A 19833-nucleotide genomic window follows, 5' to 3' on the forward strand; every position below is an offset into this window, starting at 1 on the left:
CAATCTATCGTCGGCTCACTTCGCTCCTTCGCATCGAAGAGAAACGAGCCCTCGATGTCCTTTGATTCGAGGCGGGCCGGCGTGCCACCGCGCTGGGCCGCCCTCGTCGCCGGCGTGGTGCTCGGTGTGACCGGCACCGCGCAGGCGGCCGCCGGTGCACCCGCACCCACGGCAGATCCGGCCGTCACCCGAGCCGCTCTCGATCCCGCCCTGGTCACCGGGCGCGGCGCCGCCGTCGCCTTCCACGAGCAGGAGGCGGAGCACGCCACCACCACCGGAACCGTGATCGGGCCGGAGCGGACCGCCTACACGCTGCCCTCCGAGGCGTCCGGCCGGTCCGCGGTCACGCTCGCCCCGGGGGAGTACGTAGAGTTCACGCTCCCCAGGGCGGCCAACGCGATCACCGTGCGGTACAGCATTCCGGACGCGCCGGGCGGCGGCGGGATCACCGCACCGCTGACCGTCAGCACCCGGCACGCCACCCGCACGATGACGCTGACCTCGCAGTATTCCTGGCTCTACAACCAGTACCCCTTCACCAACGACCCGCAGGCCGACCTGCTGCACCCGGACTGGTGGATCACCGAGTGCGGGTGTGTGCCGGCCGCCACCGAGCCGGCCCCGGTGATCACCAAGCCGTTCCGGCCCACCCACTTCTACGACGAGCAGCGGCTGCACCTCGGGCGCACGTACCGGGCGGGCGACACCATCCGGCTCACCGCACGCAGCGTGCCGACCACGATCGACCTGCTCGACTCCGAGCTGGTCGGCCTGCCCAAGGTCGACCTGACCGCGGTGAACGTGCTGCTCTTCGGCGCGGATCCGACCGGTCGCCGGGACTCGGCGCCGGCCATCGACAAGGCCGTGGCGTACGCGAAGAAGACGCACCGCAAGGTCTACCTGCCGCCGGGCGTCTTCCAGGTGAACCGGCACATCCTGGTCGACGACGTGACGATCACCGGCGCCGGCAACTGGTACACGACGATCAAGGGCCGTGAGGTCGCGCTGGACGAGCCGGCGCCCGACGGATCGGTGCACACCGGTGTCGGGTTCTACGGCAAGAGCGCCGCGGACGGCGGCAGCCGCAACGTGCACCTCGCCGACTTCGCGATCCAGGGCGATGTCCGGGAGCGGATCGACACCGACCAGGTGAACGGCATCGGCGGGGCGATGAGCGACTCGACGGTCCGCGGCCTGCACATCCAGCACACCAAGGTGGGCCTCTGGTTCGACGGTCCGATGTCGAACGTCCGGGTCACCGACAACATCATCGTCGACCAGATCGCCGACGGGCTGAACTTCCACACTGGGGTTACCGGCTCGCTGGTGCGCAACAACTTCGTCCGCAACACCGGCGACGACGCGCTGGCCATGTGGTCGGAGAAGACCGCCAACTCCGGCAACACCTTCGACCGGAACACGATTCAGACGCCCACGCTGGCGAACGGCATCGCGATCTACGGCGGCACCGACACCACGGTGTCGAACAACCTGATCGCCGACCCGATCCGGGAGGGCAGCGCCCTGCACGCCGGCACCCGCTTCGGCGCCGAGCCGTTCACCGGGTACCTGCGGTTCACCGACAACACCACGGTGCGCGCCGGGACGTACGAGCTGAACTGGAAGATCGGCCTCGGGGCGATCTGGCTGTTCGCGCTGGAACGCAGCATCGACGCGGACGTCCAGGTGACCGGCGACCACTTCCTGGACAACACCTACAACGCGATCATGCTGGTGGCCGACTGGCCGGTGAAGGACCTCTACTCGATCGATCGCGTCAAATTCAAGGACATCAGGGTCGACGGTACGGGCACCAGCGTGGTCAGCGCCCGCGCCGGAGGTTCGGCGTCCTTCGAGAACGTGGACGCCCGCAACGTCGGTGCGGTCGGTGTGAACAACTGCGGCCGGTTCCGGTTCACCCCGGAGGGCTCCGAGTTCAGCCTGACCGACCTCGGCGGCAACGACGGCGGCTGGCTCGGGCCGTACGTGCCGAACACCATCACCTGCGACGACCGGCCGCCGGTCGTCCCGCCGCCGGCACCGTCCGGCTGGTGAGCGGCTAGAACGTCGATCGCCAGGCCGCGCCGGCCGTGACCACCAGCAGGGTTCGGTCACGGCCGGTCGCGGCCACCGGTGTCTCGGGGACGGCGCGGGACTGCCAGTCCGCGCCGTCCGCGGAGATCCACAGGCCGCCGGCCACCGCCAGCAGGTGATCGCCGGTCGCGGTGAGGGACCGCACGCCGGTCGGTGCGCCGCCGAACGTGCCCAGCTCGGTCCAGGCGCCGCCGCGCAGCCGCCAGGTCGCGAACGTCGTGCCGCGCGGGCCGGCCGCCACCACGTCGTCGCCGACGCGTACCGCCCGTTGCAGTTCGGTCCAGTCCGCTCCGGCCGCCGGGGGGTCCGCGGACTCCCAGCGCCGGCCGTCCCGGCTGAACCAGGCCGCGGCCCGGTCGTCGCGGCCGCCGACCAGTGCCCACCGGCCATCCGGCAGGGCCACCGCGTCCCGGGCCACGGTCCGGCCGGAGGCGTCCGAGGCGAGGCCGGGCGCGTTCTCGAAGAGTGTGTAGCCGGTGCCGTCCGGGGAGAGCCAGGCGGCCGCGCCGGTCGATCGGTTCCCGGCCATCGCGAACCCGTCCGGCCCGGCGCTGAGGTGCGCCACATCCACCGCGGTGTCCCCGCCGTACGTCTCGAACGGCGCGGCGTTCTCCGCCATCCGGCCGTCCGGAAGCCGGCGCCAGGTGCTCACCCGCGGGTTGCCGTGTGCGCCGCCCGGTGCCGAGCCGAGCATCGCGACCCGCCCGGCCGCGCAGGCCACCGCGGAGATCACGTTCTGTGGGCCGTACTGGCTGGTGGGCAGCGGACTGAACCGGACCGGCTGCCAGGTGACGGCATCCGTGCTGGTCCAGGCGGCGGGGCGGGTCCGGCCGCCGGTGTCGCGGAGAGCGCCTGCGACGTACCAGAGGCCGTCGCAGTCGGCGGCGGCGTGCAACTCCACGCCACTCGCACCGGGAAGGTCGATCCGCTCCCAGGCCGGGACATCGGCAGGGCCGGTGCAGGCGGTGAGTACCGTCGCCAGAAACAGCGTGAACCGGCCACGCGCTCGGAGTCCCATCAGTCGTTGAGGGTATCGGGCCTGGGCGGTTGGTAGCCTGGTCGGCGCTTCGAGGACCGGAAGAAAAGGAAGTACGTTGAGCCGAACCCTGTTGGTGACCGGCGGTGCCGGATTTGTCGGCAGCGCGCTGATCAAGTCGCTGCTGACCGAGTACCCGGACGCGGCCATCGTCTCCCTGGACAACTACTTCACCGGCACACCGGAGAACCACGTCAACGACCCGCGGGTCAGCTACATCGACGGCTCGACCGTCGACATCGCGAAGATCTGGGCCGGTCAGGGCCTGACCGCCCCGGAGCTCGTGTTTCACATGGGCGAGTACTCGCGAATCGTCCAGTCCTTCGAGGATCACGATCTGACCTGGGACTTCAACCTGCTGGGGACCAAGGAGGTGGTGAAGTTCTCGGCCGGGCACGGCGCGAAGCTGATCTACGCCGGGTCCAGCTCGAAGTTCGGCAACGACGGGCAGGACGAGAACCTCAACCCGTACGCGTGGACCAAGGCCAAGAACATCGAGTACATCCGGAACTACTCGAACTGGTACGGCCTGGACTACGCGATCACCTACTTCTACAACGTGTACGGGCCCGGACAGATCACCACCGGCAAGTACGCCACGGTGATCGGCATCTTCGAGCACCAGTACCTGGCCGGTGAACCGCTCACCGTGGTGTCCCCGGGCACACAGACCCGCGACTTCACCCACATCGACGACATCGTCCGCGGCCTGCTGCTGGTCGCCCGGAAGGGCTCGGGCGACGGCTACCTGCTCGGCGCCGGTCACGAGTGGCCCCTGCTCGACGTCGCCAAGATGTTCGGCTGCGAGTACCAGTTGGTTCCCGTGCGGCGCGGCGAGCGCACCCGGGGCCAGGCCGACATCACCAAGGCGATGGAGCTCGGCTGGCGCCCGGAGCGCAAGCTCGACGAGTACATCGCCGAGTTCGTGGCGGCTCACCCGCGCTGACCCCTCCGGCCCTCCGGCCCTTCCGGTCGCGAATCGGACGCATGAGTCGGCCCAGGGCGGGCATCCCCCGCTGCATGGAGAAACGGATCCGGGTGGCCGTGGCGGACGATCATGAGCGTTTCGTCCGTGGCCTGGAGCTGCTGCTTCCCGAACTGAGCGGTGGGCGCGCGACCGTGGTGGCAACGGCCTGCGAGGCGGGGCAGGCCACGAGAGCGGTGCGCGAGGCCGTACCGGATCTGATATTCGTCGGTCTGCGCCTGCCGCCTGCCGGCGGACCGCGGGCGATCAGCGCGATCCGCCAGGCCGCACCACAGGCCCGCGTCCTGGCCGTCACCGACGACGACGAGCCGGGCCCGGTGATGGAAGCGGTCCGCGCCGGCGCGGCCGGCGTCCTGAGCCGCGGCGCCGACGTCGCCGAGCTGCGGCAGCCGTTGCTGGCCGCGCTGGACGGGTGGGCGGTGCTGCCGCCGTTCCTGCTGGCCGCGCTGGTCCAGCCAAGCCCTCCGCAGACCGCGGTCGCACATCTCGACGAGGCCGACCGGCGCCTGCTGCGCCTGATCGCCGGCGGCTCGTCAACCAACGAGATCGCCGGCCTGCTGCACGTCTCCGAACGCACCGTGAAGCGCCTGACCGCCTCGCTCCTGCGCAAGATCCACGTATCCAGCCGCACGGAGGCCGCCGCCCTGGCCGGCAGCGCCGGCCTGGTCTAGACCCCTCCGGCCCGCACCGAGGCCGCCGAGTTGGCCAGCAGCCTGGTCCAGAGAGCCTTCGGTACGCGTGACCGGTCGCCCGGCCGAAACGATCCCGTCCCCGCTCTCCCGGCGCGAGCCCCGGCCTTCCCTCACCGCCCCAACGCGACCGCCGGGAAACAGCATCACCTGGCGGTTACGGCGGCGAACGTGGGCAATCGCCGTCGTCTACGTGGCGAGCAACCGCGCCGGGTCCTGCCCGCAGCGCGACGGACTGGTGTTTCCCGGCGGTCGCGGTGGGGCAGTGCGCGGTGGTCAGCTCGCGCGGGAGAGCGGGGACGGGATCGTTTCGGCGGAACGGCCGGTCACGCGTACCTCAAAGGGAGCGTGAGCGGACCTTCTTGGGGTGCGGGACTGCACGACGGCGAAGGCGAGCAGCAGCTCCGCGAGGTCGCCGCCGTAGTACATGAGGGTGGCGGCGGTGCGCTGGTCGTCGCCGGGCGCGGTCGCGTAGAGGATCTGCGCGAAGATGGCGTGGGCGGCGATCGCTACGCCGAGGATCACCAGGCGCACCGGCACCGTGGGACGATGCGGTGCCGGGTCCGCTCCGGCGATCACCCAGGCGAACAGGCAGCCGGCGAGTAGGAAGTGCGCTAGGACCAGCGGGTGCGCGTGTGCCGCGGGCAGGGCCAGCAGCGGCAGGCCGCCGATCACCAGGACCAGCGCGGTCACCGGGTGGGCCATGAAGCGGGCCGGGCCGGAGCGCAGGAGCCGGGTCAGGCGCCGGGCCGTGGGCACCGGGAGGGTACGCAGCAGCAGCGTCACCGGCGCTCCGAGGATCAGACCCAGCGGGGCGATCATGGCGATCAGCAGGTGGCCGCGCATGTGGTCGGTCATGCTGTGTGCCGGCAGGGCGAGGCCGATCAGCAGGACGACGCAGCCGGTCAGGAACGAGGCGGCGCGCCACCGGCTCCAGCCCGGGGCGTGCAGTGCGGTCAGCTCGTACCCGAACGCCAGAAGCAGGACCAGCAGCAAGCCCGCGCCGCCGCCGGGAGAGTGAGCGGTCACGGCGCCGCGCGCCGTTGGAGTGCCCACCCGGCGCCGATCAGCGCGGCGCCCAGGGCCAGGAAGCCCAGGTCCCACCCGAGCTGGTGCGGGCCGGGATGGACGTGATGCACGCCGAGGATCTGATGGTCGATCAGGCCCTCGACGAGGTTGAACAGACCCCAGCCGACCAGCGCCCAGCCCCACAGCGCGCCGGACGTCCAGGCCTGCCGGTGATTCCGGGTGACCCGGGCGTAGAGCGTGCCGATGCCGGCGAGGACGAAAAGCCACGCCACCACGTGGAACAGGCCGTCCCACAGGGTGTTCATCCGCAGGCCCGGCAGGGTGTCCGGGGAGCGCCAGCTGGAGAGCATGTGATGCCACTGGAGGACTTGGTGGAGCACGATGCCGTCGAGGAATCCACCGAGGCCGATGCCGAGCAGCAGGCCCGGGGTGCGTAGCAGGCGTCTCATGCGAGCCGACTACCCCTCCCGGGCCTGCGTATACCTTGGACCCGGCGGATCAGCCGGTGGCTCGTGGGCGGGTCGAGACGGCGGACAGCGGCGTCGCCACGTCCTCCAGCGACTTGCCCTCGGCGTCGATGCCGATGATCCATTCGACGATGCCGCCGACCGCCATGACCGCGGCGCCGATCAGGAAGCCGATGAAGAGCCGGCCGGGGTCCTCGCCCTCGCCGATGAGCGCGCCGTAGAAGACCGGGCCGATGGCGCCGAAGCACTGCGCGATGGCGAAGAAGACCGCGATGGCCTGGGCCCGGATCTCCAGCGGGAAGATCTCGCTGACCGTCAGGTACGCCGAGCTGGCACCCGCCGACGCGAAGAAGAAGATGACGCTCCAGGCGATCGTCTGCGTCGTCGCGTTCAGCACACCCTGATGGAAGAGCACCGCGGTGATCGCCAGCAGGACGCCGGAGAGGATGTAGGTGCCGGCGATCATCTTGCGCCGGCCGACCGTGTCGAAGAGCCGGCCGATGGTGAGCGGACCGATCAGGTTGCCGGCCGCGAAAGCCACCAGGTAGAGCGGAGCGGTCTTCTCGTCGACACCGTAGAACTTGGTCAGCACCAGCGTGTAGGTGAAGAAGATCGCGTTGTACAGGAACGACTGCGTGATCATGAGCGTGGCACCCAGCGTCGACCGGGAGGGATAGACCCGGAACAGCACCCGCAGCAGCGAGAGATAGCCGTGCGGCCGGCTGGGCCGGATGTCGATCGCCTTCGACTCGTCCAGCGGCGGCAGCGTCTGGCCGGAGGCCTCGACGGCCCGCTCGATCCGGGCGATGTTCTCCTCGGCCTCGTCCTCGCGGCCGTGCATGATCAGCCAGCGCGGGCTCTCCGGCAGGTGCCGGCGCAGGCCCCAGATGGCCAGACCGATGACCGGGCCGATCAGGAAGCCGATCCGCCAGGCCCAGTTCAGGTCCATGTTGTTGAGCAGGATGTAGGTGCCGAGCGTGCCGATGATCGCGCCACCCCAGTAGGTGCCGTTGACACCGATGTCGACGCGCCCGCGGTACTTGGCCGGCATCATCTCGTCGATCGCGGAGTTGATCGCGGCGTATTCGCCGCCGATACCGGCTCCGGCGATGAATCTCGTGAGATACAGGAAGACCAGCGCGGCAGGGCCGTTACCCCAGGTCAACGCGGTGAGTGCGTTGCCGCCGAGGTAGACCCCGAGGGTGATGATGAACAGGTTCTTGCGGCCGAGCGCGTCGGAGAGCCGGCCGAAGAAGAGCGCGCCGAACACCTCGCCGAGCAGATAGACAGTGGCAATGAGGCCGACCTGGGTCGAACTCAAAGCCAACGTCTCCTGCTCGGCCAGGACCGGGCCGACCGCGCTGGCCACGGTGATCTCGAGTCCATCGAGGACCCACGCCGTGCCCAGCGCCAGGATGATCCGGGTGTGGAACGGTGACCAGCTCAGCCGGTCGATGCGGGCCGGTATCAGACTCCGGATGGTTCCGGAGGCGGGGGCCTGAGAGCCGAGGTCCTGCGCCATGAACACACCTCCAAGGTCGTGATGTCGTCACGAAGTACCCAGGAAGTTCACAGCTACCCATGGCGGTTTAGTCCCCGCTCCTCGAGGTAAGCCCTCGGACGTGCGTACCAGGATGGCTTTTTTGATTGTTGTGCCGATCGCGGCCGGAGCCGCGATCGTGGCCCGGAAGCGACGCTCGGCTCGCGCCGGCGACGGCGGACATCGCCATGTGGTGACCGTCTACCGGCCTCTGCCCGAGTTGGAGAGCGCGCCGCTGCCCGGGTCACTGAAGGAGATCGCGGACCGGGTCGAGGTTCAGCTGCGAGCCGCGCCCGGTGACCGCGGCACCGAGATCGCCGTACGCATCCCCGAAGGATCCGACGTCACCAGCGGGGAGGTACGCCGCGCCCTGCGAGAGACCCGCTCCCTGCTGGAGGCCGGTGACGTCCTGCTGCCCTACGGACCGGCCACCACGGTGCCGACCCTGTGGAACCGGCCGTTGCAGGCCGCCACCCGGCGCGGCCGTGAGGGAGGGCTGCTGTGAAGGCGCTGCAATGGCTGGGCGTGAACAAGCTGGCGGTGGGCAACGTCCCGGACCCGGAACTGCGCAACCCCGGCGACATGATCGTCAAGGTGACCCGGACCGTGACCTGCGGTTCTGACCTGCACCTGCTGGGCGGCTACATCCCCTTCATGCAGAAGGGTGACGTGCTCGGCCACGAATTCCTCGGCGAGGTCGTCGAGGTGGGCCCGGACGTGCGCCGGCACCGGGTCGGCGACCGGGTGGTGGTCTCGTCCTTCATCGCCTGCGGCAGCTGCTGGTACTGCGACCAGAAGCTCTACTCGCTCTGCGACAACGGCAACACCAACCCGGCCATCACCGAGACGCTGTGGGGCCAGGCGCCGAGCGGTTGCTACGGCTACTCGCACGCGATGGGCGGCAACGCCGGCAGCCACGCCGAGTACATCCGGGTGCCGTTCGCCGACGTGGGCGCGTTCACCATCCCGGACGAGGTGAGCGACGAGCGTGCCGTGTTCGCGTCCGACTCCGCGTCGACCGGTTGGATGGGAGCGGACCTCGGTGGCGTACAGCCCGGTGACGTGGTGGCGGTCTGGGGTGCCGGGGCGGTGGGCCAGATGGCGGCCCGGGCAGCGGTCCTGCTCGGCGCCAACCGGGTGATCGTGATCGACCGCCTCGACAACCGCCTGCACCAGGTGGAGAAGCACATCGGCGCCGAGACGCTCAATTACGAGAGCACCGACGTCGCCGCCGAACTGCGGGAGCGCAGCGGTGGCCGGGGCCCGGACGTCTGCATCGAGGCGGTCGGCATGGAAGCACACTCGCCGGGCCTGCAATTCGGGTACGACCAGCTGAAACAGCAGCTGCGGATGCAGACCGACCGGCCGGTGGCGGTGCGCGACGCGATCCACGCCTGCCGCAAGGGCGGCTCGGTCTTCGTCCTCGGCGTCTTCGCCGGCTTCGTCGACAAGTTCCCGCTCGGCGCCCTGATGAACAAGGGCCTCACCGTGCGGGGCGCCCAGATGCACGGCCAGCGCTACATCCCGATGTTGCTGCAACGGATGGCGAAGGGCGAACTGACCACGGAACACCTCGCCACGCACGTGATGCCGCTGGACTCGGCGCCCGAGGGCTACCGCATCTTCAAGGAGAAGGAGGACGGCTGCGTACGGGCGGTCTTCCTCCCGTAGCTCAGAAGGTGTGGTGGTAGAGGGAACACCCCTTGCAGACCGCCGGCGGTTCGGCGCTCGCCAGCCGCCGGCGGAAGTCCCGGTACGGCTCACCCCGCCAGATCTCCGGGAAGCCCGCCTCGGTCAGGCTGCCCAGCGAGACCCGGTCGTCGCCCATCACCATGCAGCACGGCTGCACCATGCCGGAGCTCGTGATGTAGGCCGCGTCCCAGGGCCAGGTGCAGCCGCCGCCACCCTCGTCGCGGAAGTTCGGCAGCCGTAGCCGTACGCCCTGGTCGGCCGCGATCCGGGCAGCCTCGGCGAAAGCGTTCCCGGCCAGCTCCAGATCCGCGCCGGTCCACAGTGCCTGGTCGGCTGTGAAGGAGCGGATCTCCTGGTACCGCCCGGCCGGATCGGTGTCGTCGAAGCTGTGCGACAGGTTCTGCACGCGCAGCTCGTCGACGCCGATCTCGCCGAGAAGCCGTACCAGATCCGGCAGCTCAGCCACGTTGTCCCGCATCGCCACGAAGACCACCCGGATCCACGGCGTCGCGCTGCCGGCGTCCCGCTTGGCCCGCACCAGCCCTCGCAGATTCTCGATCACCGTGTCGAAGCGGGCACCCTCGCGGATCGCCTCGTAGGCCCCCGCGCTCGCTCCGTCCAGCGACACATGCAGCCAGTCGACGCGGCTCGCCACCAGCTCCTCGGCCCGGCGCCGGTTCAGCAGCGTGGCGTTGGTGTTGAACCCGACCCGGATCTTCCGGTGCACAGCGGCCGCGATCATCTCCGGCAGGTAGGGCGAGAGCAGCGGCTCGCCCAGACCCTGCAGGGTGAGCTGCCGCAACGGCACCTCATCGACCAGGCGGTGATAGAGCTCCGGCGGCATGGCGCCGGCCAGCTTGTTGACCGGCGGGCGGTAGCGCACCAGGCACATGGTGCAGCGCAGATTGCAGGCCGCGGTCACTTCCACCTGAAGGTGGGCGGGGAGCGGAGGGTCCAGCTCGACAGGCATGCGGCGGGCATGCCCATCCCGGGCCACAAAAAACCAGCCGGGGTACGGGTAAAGGTTGCCCCCTTGGTTACGCCGCGAACCGCCAGTCGACGGCCAGCTCGTTGCGCTGGCCGAAGCGCTCCAGGTGGGAGCCGACGACGCGGGTCACCGTGCGTAGGTCGTCGTCGCTGCCGGCGGTGGCGGTCAGCTCGAGGGCGGCCTCGGTGCTGTGCAGGCGGCACTCGCCGACGGTCAGCACGATGGCGATGTCCTCGCCGAGCTCCTTGATCTCGCTGCGCCGGCCCAGGTGGGAGGCGAGCTGCTTGGCGTAGCGCGGTGCGTTGCCGGTGGCGACGCTCGCGGTCGCGATGTACTGGGTCATGGTGTCTCCTCGGGTGCGTCGGGCCCTTCGGCCAGCAGCAGATAGAGCGCCTTGCGGGTGTCGGCCAGGATGCGTGCGGCGGCCGTGACCTGGGCCTCGGTGCCGGTCCGCCCGACCTGGCGTGCGGCGTCGTGCACCTGCTCCAGCAGGGGCCGCAGGTCGGTGGAGCCGGATCGCTCCGGGAACGCGGTGAAGGGGTCGGACCAGGTGCCGGAGTTCTCGCTGATGTGTTCCCGGCCGGCTGCGGTTAGCGTCGCCAGCTTGCGGCCCGCGCTCGCTGTCACCGAGACGAGGCCCTCGTCCTCCAGCTGGCTGATCGTCGGATAGATCGCGCCCGGGCTGGGCTGCCAGCGGCCGCCGGTGCGGTGGGCGATCGCGTGCATCAACTGGTAGCCGTGCATGGGCTGCTCGGCCAGCAGAAGGAGAACCGCGGTACGCACGTCGCCGCGCGGCATCCGGCGGCCGTAACCTCTCATGACGGTAACGATATATCGTTAGTGTCGGGTCGCCAAGATGAACCCGCTTCCGGTCGGCAGGTCGGCGGCTGTCAGCCGTGGATCGGTCAGCAAGGTCCGCCGGACGTTCTCGACGCTCGCCACGTGCTCGGGGTTGTGGTAGCGAGCGAGATCCATGTCGTCGACGAGCAGCACGCCGCGTGGCGCGAGCGCGGCGATGGTGAGGTCGAGTCCGGTCCACTTGCCCGCCGGTGCGTCAGCGAAGATCAGGTCGAAGGTGCCTAGTTTGGGAAGCAGTTGCTCGGCGTCGCCGATCCGTAGCCCGACCCACGGCGGCCAGGCGGCCTGCGCGGCGATGGCTGCGGTCGCCTCGTCGTACTCCACGGTGACGACCTCGACATCGGTGCGATTGCCGAGTCCGTGCAGGATCCAGGCCACGCCGACGCCGATGCCGGTGCCTAGTTCGAGAATCCGCCCGCCGGTGGGCACGGCCGCAGCCAGTGCGGCCAGCAGCCGGCCGGCCTCCGGCTCCGAGGAGTACGAGAAGGCGGCGGTTTCTGCCCTGGTCACGGCTTCGGTCACGCCGATCGGTGTGCTCTGCATGGCCGGGAGCCTGTCAGGCGTGAGTGTCCTTAGAAACCGGATTTGTCGTGCGGTGGGGTTGCTGGCGAGCGGGTCGTCGTCGCCGGATTGTGTGCCGGCGAGTAGTTCGTCGTCGCTCTCCGAAACCGGAGCTGTCGCGTCCCCGGAGCGCTACCGAGCAGGTCGTCATCGCTCAGAGACCCGGAGCTGTCGCGTGCCGGGCCGACCACCCGGCAGATCGTCAGTCGTGATCGCCCTCGGATTCCGCGTCTATCGCCACCGCCTCGGCCACCGCCGCGCTCACCGCCGCCCGCGGGCTGGTGAACACGCGAAGATCGTCGAGCAGCGCCGCAGCCGGAGCCATGCTCGCCTGCGCGAAGACGATCACGTCCAGGCCGGGCGCCAGCTTGCGGGCCTCGATTGCGATCTCCGCGTAGTAGCGCTCCAGGTCGCCGGACTCGAAATACTGCCAGGCGGAGAAGCCGCGCCCAGCAACCAGCGTCACCTCCACGCCGGCCCGGGCCGCACTCTCCCGGAGCAGCTGAAACGTCGGCTCCAAGGTGGACTCGGCGGTGGCCAGCACGCCGATCCACCGACCGGCGGCCACCGCCGCGTCGGCCATCGGGCGGTCCACTCGCAGGACCCGCACCCCCACCGCCGCACTCTCGGCGACCGCGCCGATCGTGGAACAGGTGCAGACGATCAGGTCGGCGCCGCCGGCCACGAGCGCGCCCAGCCGGCTCTCCACCCGCCCGGCCAGCTGCGGTGTCACGCCATGGGCCTGCGCGTCGGCCAGCAGACGCTGATCGACCATGTGCAGGTCCTCCTGCCCAGGCCCCATCTCCGCGATGAGCTGCTTGAACGTCGCGACATGCGCATGGGCGGTGTGCAGAAACCCGATCGTGGCCACGCCGCAGTGTGGCAGGCCACACAATCACGCCGCTAGGCGGCTCCTTCGCAGGTCAGTCATAGGCAACGACCGCCTCCGGAACACCGCGGGCCCGAGCTACCTCGGCGGCCTCGCTCTCGATCCGTTTGCGCCGGCCGGCGTCGAACGAATCGAACGGGGTCACGGCCAGGTCGACCCGTTTACGGCCGGCCATCCGGGCGCGCCACACGCCGGCTATCTCGCCGTCGACCAGCAGCACACCGGGGTTGCCGAGCGGCCGCCACACCTGTTTCTGGCGCTCCCGGCCGGGCAGCAGCAGATCCCGATCACGCGCCTGCAGCAGCGGATCCATGCCGGGAAGCCAGCGGACACCGTGCGGCGCCGCGGCCGACTCCAGATCGGCGACGCGCGCCTCCGGCAGCCACGCCTTCTTACCGTCCACCCGGACCTCGACCAGATCGGCCGGCCACACCTTGCGGATCTCGGCGGTCGAACTGCCCAGGTACTTCGCCACCTCCGCCGGGGTCGCTGGGCCGAGGTAACCCAGGTAGGTCTCGATCAGCCGGTCGATCCCGGCGTTCGCCGCCGGCATCGGGGGAGCGTCCGGAATCGGACCGAGCAGGGCGTCGCGGCCACGGGAGAGCACCTCGACCCCGCCGCCCAGGCCGGCGTGCTGCCAGACGTTGCCGGCGATGTGCCGAGCCTGGCAGCCACGACACTCATACGTCAGCTCGGCCGGCACCCGCCGGCTCACCTCGGTGCTCGCGTCGCCGCGGGGCATCGGGGCCGTCACCACCTCGCGGAACGCCTCGGCCGTGACCGTGAACGCCCGGATCCCCAGGGGCACACCGTCGGGGATCTGCGCGCTGTTGATCCGTGCGCTGGCGTCGGCGTCGGTGAGCGGCCAGAGCTGCCGCACCAGCGCCGGCAGGTCGGCTCGCCGGTGCAGGTGTGGCGCGCCGCGGGCGGCCCAGACGCTGATCAGCCGCTCGTCCTCGGGCTCGGCGCTGCTGCGTGCGGTGAGGGCGACCTGCGGTGAACCCGGCGTGTACTCCTGGATGCCGAGGTCCAGCACCGGCAGGTCGGCCGGCCGGTCGGCGGTGCGATCCGCTAACCCCAGAGCGGCAACCCGGTACGCCATCACCCGCACCCGATCCACGTTGATCATCGGCACTCCCCCCGAGTCGACTTACCGGCGACCGTACCTCCGGGCTGCGACATTTCCGCGGCGTTCCGGGCGGGTGCCGGACCGGCCGTCGACGTACTCCCAAGTTTCCAGCCGGATCGGCCCGTACGGACCCTCCTGGTGGATCGGCGCCTCACCGGTCAGCCAGTAGCCGCACCGGCGGGCCACCGAGGTGCTCGCCGTGTTCTGCGGGTCGATCCGCAAGAGCAGCCGGCGCAGGCGGAGCGTGCCGCACGCGTACCCGGAAAGTGCGGCAAGCGCGGCCGATGCGAGGCCGCGCTGCCGGTAGGGTTGGCCCACCAGGTATCCGAGCTCCGCCTCGCGGAGATCGGCGTTCACGCCGAAGAGCAGCACCTCGCCCAGCGGACGGCCACCGTCCTCGGTGATGGCGAGCTGGATGCGGCTGCCGTTGGTGCGGCCGTGGTAGGCGCGTTTGAGGTAGGCGAGTCCGGACTCGGCGTCGAACGGTGACGGCATCGGCGTCCAGCGCGCGATCTCCGGCTCGTCCAGCAGGGTGACCAGATCTGCCAGGTCGTCGGGGCGCCACTCACGCAGAACGATGCCGGTTCCCGTCAACCTCAGCGGATAGGGCAGAGGGCTGGCGGTCACGTCAGAATCCTGCCCATATGGGCCTGGTTCGGGCTAGTAGCGATCGATATAAAGGTCCGGCATGCTTCTTTGCTTCGATTGCGTCGGCTCCTCGATACCGCCCTTGACCTGCCGGGGATCGCAGGCTATGGGGAGGCTTTGCCACCTTTGCCGGATCTTCGTGGGACCGGCATGATCAGGCCATGTCGGACCGTCACACCACCGGCCACTGGGCCAGGTACAACTCCGGCCAGACCACGCGGCCGGTCCGGGATCTGTGCCGGCGGGCCATGACCCTGGCCGGGCCCGGTAACGGGCGCACCGCGATCGACCTCGGATGCGGCGCCGGCCGGGAGACGCGCGCACTGCTCGATGCCGGCTGGCGTGTGCTGGCGATCGACAGCGAGCCGGGAACCGAGGCGCTCCTGCTGCGCGCGATCGGCGGCCGGCACCCGGCCTTGACGGTACGGACGAGCGGCTTCGAGGACCTGTCCAGCCTGCCCGAGGCCGACCTGATTCACGCCGGCTACTCGCTGCCCTACCAGCGGCGGGAGTCGTTCGATCGGTTGTGGACGGTGCTGCGGTCCCGGCTGCGACCGGGCGGCCGGCTGGCGGTCAACGTCTTTGGTGAGCATGACTCCTGGGCCGGCGATCCCGCGATGACGTTCTTCGGCGTAGCCGAGGCGCGCTCGCTGGTCGACGGCCTGGAGATCGAGCACTGGCACGAGGAGGACGCGCCTGGCCCGGCGTTCGGCGGACCGAAGCACTGGCACGTCTTCGAGTTCATCGCACGCCGGCCGAGCTGACGGGCATCACTGCTTGCGGGCAGTGATCTCAATGCCGGCGGCGCGAAGCCGATCCACCAGGGCGTCCCCGATGCCCGTGGCGGGCGTGAGCACGCCACCCTCGGACGGCGGCAGCTTGTCCCGGTCGAGAGCCAAGGCGAGCGCGGACTCGCCGAGCATGATGGCCGTCGCCGCGTACCCCGGATCGCCCTTGGCACGGAACCTCGCGGTGTAGCGCGCCCCCTCGGTCGTGGTGGTGAAGATGTCCATGGTGAAGTGCCCGGTGCTCTGGGTGCGCTCGCTGGGCCCGGTGCCCGGCTTCGGCAGCACGCGATCCAGCAGGAACCGGGTCGGCGGCAGCGCCAGCCCGACGATCAGGCCGCTCAACGCGACCTTCGTGCCGAAGGCCAGCACGGGGGAGAGCGCGGAGGCTCCGACGCTCATCGCCTCCCGGTAGCGGAACCGCCGACCGTACGCCCACCCACGCAACGCGTTGCTGCGCCGGACGATCCGGGTGTTGTAGGACGCCATCACGAACGGAGCCAGGTGACCACGCAGGCTGGGGTCCACTTCGGATGCCGGCAGCGTGACCATGTCCGTTTGCCGGCCGAGGTCGGGCTCCGCCGCACGGTCCGGGCTCAATGAGTACGGACTCGCGCCGATCTTGCGCAGTCGAGGATCCCGCTTCATCACGTCGACCTGGTTGCGCATCGAGTCGATCGTGCCGCCGCTGACGCCGCCACGCATACTCGTCACCACGAGTGTGGTGTCGGTGAGCTCACCGGCACCGTCCGCCTCGACGAGCCGATGTAGCACGTGGACTCCGATGTCCGACGGAATCGAGTCGAAACCGCACGAATGCACGATTCGTGCCCCGGTGCGCCGGGCGACCTCGTGGTTCTCGTCGATGCTGTCCCGGGCAAAGATAACTTCGCCGGTGAGATCCACGTAGTCAGTGCCTGCCTCGGCGCAGGCGCGCGCGAGGATCCGACCGTACTTCGCATACGGCCCCGCGGTGGTGATGACGACCCGCGTGCGGACGGCCATCGCGGCCAGCGCCTCGGCGTCGGTGGCATCCGCGACGATGATCGGCCAGTCGACGCCCAGCCCGGACCGGGTTGACTCCAGTTTCGCCGGTGAGCGTCCGGCCAGCGCGATCCGGGTCCCGGCTGGTGCGTGGCCGGCGAGATACCGGGCCACCAGGACGCCGACGAAGCCGGTGGCACCGTAGACGATCACGTCGAACTCGCGCGTTCCATCGCTCATGGCTGCCGATTGTGCACCCTCGGTGGAGGCTCCGCACCAGTGGTTACCGATCAGTAATCAACACCCCGAAATCTATGGAGTTATTCACACAAAGCAAGATCAAAACGGCTAATTTATGAGAACAAGTTCACCGGCCCCGCTTGCAGGCATGGCCAGCCTCGTCGGGTGGTGGCTACCGTCGGCAGTCCGCAATCGCGGACACCGTGGTCGGAACGCCGAATCCTGCCGCCGACCACGGATCGAGAAACCCAAGGCATGGAGCGGGGGACCCAAGAGTTCCTCGGCGCTTAGGCGCCTCGGGGTGAAGCCGCGACCTGCGGCCGGGCACCTCTGCCCGAACCCGACAGCTGACCTCGCAGGCGTGGAGGACAACTGACATGGTTCAGATCCACAAGCAGCTTCACCGTGCCCTCGGCATGGTCGCCGCCGGCCTTGCCGGATCCGTGGCACTTCTCGCTCCCGCCTCTCCCGCTCAAGCTGCGAGCGTCAACTGGGACGCCATAGCCCGCTGCGAGTCAGGCGGAAACTGGCGCATCAACACTGGTAACGGCTATTACGGCGGCCTTCAGTTCAGCCGCGGGACATGGCGCGCCTACGGCGGCGCGAAGTACGCGACCACGGCGAACCGGGCCACCAAGGCCGAACAGATTCTGGTCGCCGAGCGCGTACTCCGCGGTCAGGGCCTCGGCGCTTGGCCGCACTGCGGCAAGCGAAACGCATACAAGCCGGTCAAGTCCACGAAGGCAACGGCTCGAAAGACCTCAGCGGCGTCCACGCGTATCCACGTCGTGCGCCCCGGCGACACCCTCGCCGGCATCGCCAACCGTTACGACTTCCCTGGTGGTTGGCGTGCCCTCTACCGGGCCAATGACGGGGTACTGACCAATCCGCACCTCCTTCACGCGGGCCAGCGACTCGCGGTCTGAACGTCGGGTTCCGGCTGTCCCGCCCGGGGCAGCCGGAACCGGCGCGAGCCACTGACCTCAGTGGACATCCGGCCGGACGAACTCCGGCTGGTCGAGCACGCGCAGCCACGACCCGTCGGGCTGCCGTCGCACCACCTGCGCGCGAGCCCCGGACCCGTCCTTGGGTGGGGTCGAGGTCAGCGCGAGGTCATCACTCACCAGGGTGGGCAATGGCTGCTCCGGCTCGAACCGCGGCATCTGCGGCAACAGCTGCTCCCACAGCTGCTGGATCGCCTTACGCCCGCGCGTCTGACTGCCCGGCGGGAACGCCATCACGGCATCCACCTCATACAGCAGCGCGAGGCCCTCGGCGTCCTTGGCGTTGGCACGCTCCACGAACAGTCGGGTCAGATCCTCAGGTCGGTACGCCTTCTCGCGATCGGTCATGTCCCAAGCCTTCCGTGGAGCGAACGACAAGTCCAACGCATAGTTCTAATAGCAACTACAATCGCCAGTCATGGACTTGCGGCAGCTGGAATACTTCGTCGCGGTCGCCGAGACGGCCAACTTCACCCGCGCCGCCGAACGCGTACACATCACCCAATCCGGGGTAAGTGCCCAGATCAAAGCCCTGGAACACGAGCTCGGCGCCCCTCTCTTCGACCGCACCGGACGCACCGCGCGGCTCACCGAGGCCGGCTCGGCCGCCCTTCGCCATGCCCGCGCCGCCCTCGACGCGGCCGCCGACCTGCGCGACGCGATCGACGACGTGAAAGGACTCATCCGCGGCCGCCTCACCGTAGGCATGGTGATCGGCTGCGAGGTAGCGCCCCTCTTCGATGCGCTTGCCGAGTTCCACCAGGATCATCCGAACATCGAACTCGAATTGGTCGAGGAGAACTCCGACCAACTAGTCGCCCGCGTGCGCTCCGGCAGCCTCGACATGGCCCTGGTCGGCCTGGCCGGCAAGCCACCAGAACACCTCCTGACGCACGTGATCACCAGCGACGGGCTGATCGCGCTGACCCCGCCGAACAGTGAACTGGCAGCCCGAGGCCGCATTTCAATAACCGCGCTTTCGGCGTACCCCATCATTTGCCTGCCGGTGGGAACCGGCATCCGCAACGTGCTCGACCAGGCCCGCGCCGCGCTCGATATCGATCCGGCGGTCGCCCTGGTGGCGACCTCGCCGGACACGGTCGCCGGCTTGGCCCGGCGCGGCCTGGGCATCGCGATCCTGAGCGAATCAATGGCCGGCGCTTACCCGGATCTAACCGCGATCCCCATCGATGGAATCGAGATTCCGGCGCTGCTGGCGCTGGTCTGGCAAGACCGCAGCAGCCCGGCCTTAGCGGCCTTCCTGCGGCATTGCAAAAAAGCATTTTCCGGTACGAGTTAAGCGAAGTTATCTGCTGCCCCGCGCGATCGCATGCCACGAGACGCCGTAAACGCGACCGCCGGGCCGGGCATGTGGCTGATTTTTTGGGTCTGGGCAGCCTCTGAGGGCATCGCCGGACGCTCGCGCGAGGTGGAGTGGTGCCCCCGGCAGGAATCGAACCTGCGACCTGCGGTTTAGGAAACCGTTGCTCTATCCCCTGAGCTACGAGGGCGCGAAGGCACATGCTACCCGACCCCGGACTGACCAGCGGTGACCACCGGTGCCCAGGCATACCCAAACGTGACCAGCTGGGATGTTGCCCGCCCTGATCGGTCCTGTGGAGCACATGTGGAGCACACGGCTGGCGCGCCGGCGGCCCGGTGACCATCCGTGCCCGGTGGTGACCACGGCTGCCCAGCAGGGACCACGCGTCCCCGAGCACATTCGGAGCACGTGACGCCGCATCTGCTCGTCGCCGTGTGCCGCATTATCCAGTAGGTGCCGCTGGCGACGATGGGCCCAGCGCGCCGACCCATCTCGGTCCACCCATCGCCGCCTGTAGTGGATGCATACACGGGAACACCATGATCAGGTGCCGCCTTCTAGCCGATGAGCGGATGTTGGCTTCCGCCGTGATGAGATGCCGTACAGCGACCATCACGCCACTACGAGATCGTGAATACCGCGAGTGGGAGCAGCCGTCCGAGTGACTATGGGGACGTGTCCGACTTAAGCACGCCAACCTTCCCGACTTGGCGCAGCCGGTAGACACCTACATGCGGCGAAGCCTGAACGGCGACGATGGCCCCCTAAGCAGGTAGCCAGAAGTTCTGTACGCAACGCGCTCGGTTAGAGGGACATACCAACACAAAGACCTCGTCGTGGGTTCGGATCGAGTTTCCACACAACAACCCGAACCACGACGAGGTCTGCCGC

21 protein-coding genes, 1 tRNA gene and 1 riboswitch are annotated in these 19833 nt (G+C 69.4%); of the genes, 8 read left to right on the forward strand and 14 right to left on the reverse strand.

Annotated elements, in window-relative coordinates; translation table 11 throughout:
• The first annotated feature begins 54 nt into the window (after positions 1 to 54).
• Positions 55 to 2055 carry a glycosyl hydrolase family 28-related protein gene (locus I4J89_RS46955; RefSeq protein WP_196420746.1) on the forward strand — a complete coding sequence of 667 codons (2001 nt, stop codon included), beginning with the start codon at positions 55 to 57 and terminating at the stop codon, positions 2053 to 2055.
• A 4-nt stretch (positions 2056 to 2059) separates the two neighbouring features.
• Here the strand turns inward: I4J89_RS46955 and I4J89_RS46960 are convergent, their stop codons facing one another.
• A complete protein-coding gene (locus I4J89_RS46960; protein ID WP_196420747.1) occupies positions 2060 to 3112 on the reverse strand; it encodes a hypothetical protein in 1053 nt (350 codons plus the stop codon).
• Between the two features lie 76 nt (positions 3113 to 3188).
• Here I4J89_RS46960 and I4J89_RS46965 point away from each other — a divergent pair, with 76 nt between their 5' ends.
• Positions 3189 to 4076, forward strand: a complete 888-nt coding sequence (locus I4J89_RS46965) for an NAD-dependent epimerase/dehydratase family protein (RefSeq protein WP_196420748.1) — start codon at positions 3189 to 3191, stop codon at positions 4074 to 4076.
• A 74-nt stretch (positions 4077 to 4150) separates the two neighbouring features.
• On the forward strand, positions 4151 to 4786 hold the full coding sequence (locus I4J89_RS46970; RefSeq protein ID WP_196420749.1) for a response regulator: 636 nt from the start codon (positions 4151 to 4153) through the stop codon (positions 4784 to 4786).
• A gap of 294 nt (positions 4787 to 5080) precedes the next feature.
• On the opposite strand, the gene I4J89_RS46975 is transcribed toward I4J89_RS46970, so the two are convergent.
• From I4J89_RS46975 to I4J89_RS46985, 3 genes are read right to left on the reverse strand one after another with little or no spacing between them, the layout of a single operon-like run.
• The gene (locus I4J89_RS46975) at positions 5081 to 5833 is read right to left on the reverse strand and encodes a cytochrome c oxidase assembly protein (RefSeq protein WP_309238788.1); all 753 of its coding nucleotides are present in this window, start codon (positions 5831 to 5833) and stop codon (positions 5081 to 5083) included.
• Positions 5830 to 6282, reverse strand: coding sequence for a DUF2243 domain-containing protein (locus I4J89_RS46980; RefSeq protein ID WP_196420751.1), 453 nt, complete (start codon positions 6280 to 6282; stop codon positions 5830 to 5832). Before I4J89_RS46980 ends, I4J89_RS46975 begins: the two co-directional genes overlap by 4 nt.
• A 49-nt stretch (positions 6283 to 6331) precedes the next feature.
• On the reverse strand, positions 6332 to 7822 hold the full coding sequence (locus I4J89_RS46985) for an MFS transporter (RefSeq protein WP_196420752.1): 1491 nt from the start codon (positions 7820 to 7822) through the stop codon (positions 6332 to 6334).
• A gap of 112 nt (positions 7823 to 7934) precedes the next feature.
• Between I4J89_RS46985 and I4J89_RS46990 the strand changes: the two genes are divergently transcribed.
• Positions 7935 to 8345, forward strand: a complete 411-nt coding sequence (locus I4J89_RS46990; protein ID WP_196420753.1) for a hypothetical protein — start codon at positions 7935 to 7937, stop codon at positions 8343 to 8345.
• A complete protein-coding gene (locus tag I4J89_RS46995) occupies positions 8342 to 9511 on the forward strand; it encodes a zinc-dependent alcohol dehydrogenase (protein ID WP_196420754.1) in 1170 nt (389 codons plus the stop codon). The genes I4J89_RS46990 and I4J89_RS46995 overlap by 4 nt, the downstream gene beginning before the upstream one ends.
• Before the next feature lies 1 nt (position 9512).
• Here I4J89_RS46995 and I4J89_RS47000 read toward each other — a convergent pair whose 3' ends face one another.
• The 7 genes from I4J89_RS47000 to I4J89_RS47030 form a co-directional block, all read right to left on the reverse strand.
• Positions 9513 to 10502 carry a radical SAM protein gene (locus I4J89_RS47000; protein WP_196420755.1) on the reverse strand — a complete coding sequence of 330 codons (990 nt, stop codon included), beginning with the start codon at positions 10500 to 10502 and terminating at the stop codon, positions 9513 to 9515.
• A gap of 67 nt (positions 10503 to 10569) precedes the next feature.
• Complete coding sequence (locus tag I4J89_RS47005; protein WP_196420756.1) at positions 10570 to 10863, reverse strand: DUF2218 domain-containing protein; 294 nt, start codon at positions 10861 to 10863, stop codon at positions 10570 to 10572.
• Positions 10860 to 11339, reverse strand: coding sequence for a PadR family transcriptional regulator (locus I4J89_RS47010; protein WP_196420757.1), 480 nt, complete (start codon positions 11337 to 11339; stop codon positions 10860 to 10862). Before I4J89_RS47010 ends, I4J89_RS47005 begins: the two co-directional genes overlap by 4 nt.
• Before the next feature lie 18 nt (positions 11340 to 11357).
• A complete protein-coding gene (locus tag I4J89_RS47015) occupies positions 11358 to 11921 on the reverse strand; it encodes an O-methyltransferase (protein WP_196420758.1) in 564 nt (187 codons plus the stop codon).
• Between the two features lie 220 nt (positions 11922 to 12141).
• Positions 12142 to 12810, reverse strand: a complete 669-nt coding sequence (locus tag I4J89_RS47020) for an aspartate/glutamate racemase family protein (protein ID WP_196420759.1) — start codon at positions 12808 to 12810, stop codon at positions 12142 to 12144.
• A 52-nt stretch (positions 12811 to 12862) separates the two neighbouring features.
• Positions 12863 to 13957 (reverse strand): DNA glycosylase AlkZ-like family protein, encoded by a 1095-nt coding sequence (locus tag I4J89_RS47025; RefSeq protein ID WP_196420760.1) that lies wholly within the window; start codon positions 13955 to 13957, stop codon positions 12863 to 12865.
• Positions 13958 to 13978: 21 nt separating this feature from the next.
• The gene (locus I4J89_RS47030) at positions 13979 to 14584 is read right to left on the reverse strand and encodes a GNAT family N-acetyltransferase (protein ID WP_196420761.1); all 606 of its coding nucleotides are present in this window, start codon (positions 14582 to 14584) and stop codon (positions 13979 to 13981) included.
• A 182-nt stretch (positions 14585 to 14766) separates the two neighbouring features.
• On the opposite strand from I4J89_RS47030, the gene I4J89_RS47035 reads away from it, so the two are divergent.
• Positions 14767 to 15369 (forward strand): class I SAM-dependent methyltransferase, encoded by a 603-nt coding sequence (locus I4J89_RS47035; RefSeq protein WP_196420762.1) that lies wholly within the window; start codon positions 14767 to 14769, stop codon positions 15367 to 15369.
• Between the two features lie 6 nt (positions 15370 to 15375).
• Here I4J89_RS47035 and I4J89_RS47040 read toward each other — a convergent pair whose 3' ends face one another.
• Positions 15376 to 16614: a saccharopine dehydrogenase family protein gene (locus I4J89_RS47040; protein WP_196420763.1), complete on the reverse strand. Its 1239-nt coding sequence runs from the start codon at positions 16612 to 16614 to the stop codon at positions 15376 to 15378.
• Positions 16615 to 16817: 203 nt separating this feature from the next.
• Positions 16818 to 16990, forward strand: a riboswitch (cyclic di-AMP (ydaO/yuaA leader).
• A 1-nt stretch (position 16991) separates the two neighbouring features.
• On the opposite strand from I4J89_RS47040, the gene I4J89_RS47045 reads away from it, so the two are divergent.
• On the forward strand, positions 16992 to 17540 hold the full coding sequence (locus tag I4J89_RS47045; RefSeq protein ID WP_196420764.1) for a LysM peptidoglycan-binding domain-containing protein: 549 nt from the start codon (positions 16992 to 16994) through the stop codon (positions 17538 to 17540).
• A 57-nt stretch (positions 17541 to 17597) separates the two neighbouring features.
• Here the strand turns inward: I4J89_RS47045 and I4J89_RS47050 are convergent, their stop codons facing one another.
• Positions 17598 to 17966, reverse strand: a complete 369-nt coding sequence (locus I4J89_RS47050; RefSeq protein ID WP_196420765.1) for a YybH family protein — start codon at positions 17964 to 17966, stop codon at positions 17598 to 17600.
• A 70-nt stretch (positions 17967 to 18036) separates the two neighbouring features.
• Between I4J89_RS47050 and I4J89_RS47055 the strand changes: the two genes are divergently transcribed.
• Positions 18037 to 18918, forward strand: coding sequence for a LysR family transcriptional regulator (locus I4J89_RS47055; protein WP_196420766.1), 882 nt, complete (start codon positions 18037 to 18039; stop codon positions 18916 to 18918).
• A gap of 135 nt (positions 18919 to 19053) precedes the next feature.
• Here I4J89_RS47055 and I4J89_RS47060 read toward each other — a convergent pair.
• Positions 19054 to 19129 (reverse strand) — tRNA-Arg (locus tag I4J89_RS47060).
• Positions 19130 to 19833 lie beyond the last annotated feature (704 nt).

Origin of the sequence: Actinoplanes aureus (assembly GCF_015704865.1) — a bacterium.
GTDB lineage: Bacteria > Actinomycetota > Actinomycetes > Mycobacteriales > Micromonosporaceae > Actinoplanes > Actinoplanes aureus.